The 2,417-nt window shown below is 65.3% G+C and carries 1 protein-coding gene; it reads right to left on the bottom strand.

Features of this window, described 5'->3' with window-relative positions:
• Positions 1–2,417, bottom strand: a 2,417-nt coding sequence (locus A2J02_RS18125; RefSeq protein WP_156516281.1) for a condensation domain-containing protein, incomplete at both ends; no start/stop codon positions are given.

Below are 2,417 nucleotides of genomic sequence, written 5' to 3'. Positions count from 1 at the left end.
CCGCGACGACGCCGCATCCAACTCACCATACGAAACAGACCGCGACCCCGACACCACCGCAACACCACCGACACCAGCAACACCCACCGCACCAGCCAACAACTCCGGCAACACCACACCCACCACAGACCGCGGACCACGAACCGGAGCCAACGAGTCGTACTCGTTGGCAGACAGAATCTCGATGTCACCGACTCGGATGGACGGAGTTGACGTCACGGCGTCGAGGATCCGTACGAGGCGATCGGCGAGAACCCGAACGGTGTCTGCATCGAACAGTTCTGTGGCGTAGCGGAATCCGGCTTTCATGCCGACCGGTGCGCCGGAACTGTCGAATTCCTCGGAGACCGTCAACTGCAGGTCGAAGTTGGAAATGTCGTTGGGTAGCTCGATGCTCTCGATCGAGAGTCCGGGCAAGGTCACCGTCGGTCGGTCGGTCTGCTGGAACTCGAGCATCACCTGGAACAACGGCGCATGGGCAGTCGACCTCGCGGGATCGACCGCATCGACCACTCGCTCGAACGGGACATCCGAATGAGTGAACGCGGCGAGGTCGACCGAGCGAACCTCCGAGAGCAGGTCCTCGAACCGTGTCGAGCCGGGCACCTGGGTGCGCAGAACGAGGGTGTTGACGAACATGCCGACGAGCTCGTCGAGTGCGGCGTCTCCTCGGCCCGAGATCGGCGTGCCGACCGAGATGTCCTCGGTGCCCGAGAGTCGGGCCAGAAGGACGGCCAGAGCCGCGTGCACGATCATGAACGCGCTGGAATTGTGCTCGGCGGCAACAGCAGCAAGACGAGCATGGATTGCGGCGTCGATCTCGAAGGAGACGCTGTCGCCACGCAGGGATGCGACCGCGGGACGCGGGCGATCGGTCGGCAACGCCAGGACCTCGGGGCTGCCGGACAGTGTGTCGACCCAGTAGGCGAGCTGCTTGGCCATCATCGACTCGGGATCGGACTCCGCACCGAGGAACCGGCGCTGCCACAGCGCGTAATCGGCGTACTGCACCGGCAACGGTTCCTGGCTCGGTGCGTGTCCTGCGGCGCGGGCGCTGTAGGACACCATCAAGTCACGGGCCAGCGGAGCGCTGGAGAACCCGTCGGAGGAGATGTGGTGCACCACCATCACGAGCACGTGCTCGTTCTCGCGCACCCGAACCAGTCGGACCCGCAGCGGAACATCCGCCACGACGTCGAAACCCGAGCCGGCGACGTCGGCGATCAATTCGAGGACGTGACGCTCGTCGTTCGCGTGAATCGGAGTCAGATCCGGCAGTGCCGATGCCACGTCGAGGATGGACTGCGCGGGAACGTCGTCGGTCAGCGGGAACATCGTGCGCAGCGACTCGTGCCGGCTCAACACGTCACCGATGGCCGAGTGCATCGCGTCGACATCGAGCACACCACTCAGGCGCATGGCGAATGCCACGTTGTAGGCAGCCGACTCGGTGTCGTACTGATTGATGAACCACATTCGCTGCTGCGCGAGCGACAGCGGCACCACATCCGGGCGCTCCTGCGGGACCAGTCGAGGGGCAGCCGCAGCGTCGTGCTCGCCGATGTCGATGCCTGCAGACAACGCTCGCACCGTGGGGGCGTCGAACAGATCCCTGATGCCGATGTCCGTTCCGAGGGCCGCGTTGACGCGCGCGACCAAACGCATCGCGATCAGCGAGTTGCCACCGATCTCGAAGAAACTCGACGTGACACTGACCTGAGCGATACCGAGTAGATCACCGAAGACACCGGCGACGATCTCTTCTACCGGGTTCTCCGGGCCGAAGAACTCCGACGCGGCGACGGTGAATTCCGGCGCAGGCAATGCCTTGCGATCGAGTTTGCCGCTGGCGTTGACCGGCAGCGAGTCCAGTACCACCACGTGTGAGGGCACCATGTACCCCGGCAGGCGGCGCGCGGCCTCGGCCGTCAGCTGTGCGGGGTCGACGGCGGAGCCGGGTGCACCGACCACGTAGGCCACGAGGGTCTCACCGGTGTTCGGGTCCTTGTGCACCAACGCGACCGCCTGTGCGACCGACTCGGATCGAAGGAGAACCGATTCGATCTCGGGTAGTTCGATGCGCAGGCCGCGCAGCTTGACCTGGAAGTCCGTTCGGCCGATGTACTCGAGTTCGCCGTCGGCGCGCCAGCGCACCAGATCGCCTGTGCGATAGAGCCTCTCGCCGGGCTCGCCGAACGGATCCGCGACGAAGCGATCCGCTGTGAGGTCGCCGCGACCGACGTACCCACGAGCGAGTTGCACGCCGGCCAGATACAGCTCGCCGGGAGCCCCGATGGGAGCCGGTCGCAACGAGGAGTCGAGCACGTACAAGCGTGTGTTCCACACCGGTGCGCCGATGGGGATCGAGACGGCGTCGCGGCCGGTCACGTGGTAGTAGCTGACGTCGACGGCTGCTT

This window comes from Rhodococcus sp. EPR-147, from assembly GCF_001647185.1.
Lineage (GTDB): Bacteria > Actinomycetota > Actinomycetes > Mycobacteriales > Mycobacteriaceae > Rhodococcoides.
The sequence above is the reverse complement of the archived record's forward strand: the minus strand, read 5'-3'. Positions and strand labels throughout refer to the sequence as shown.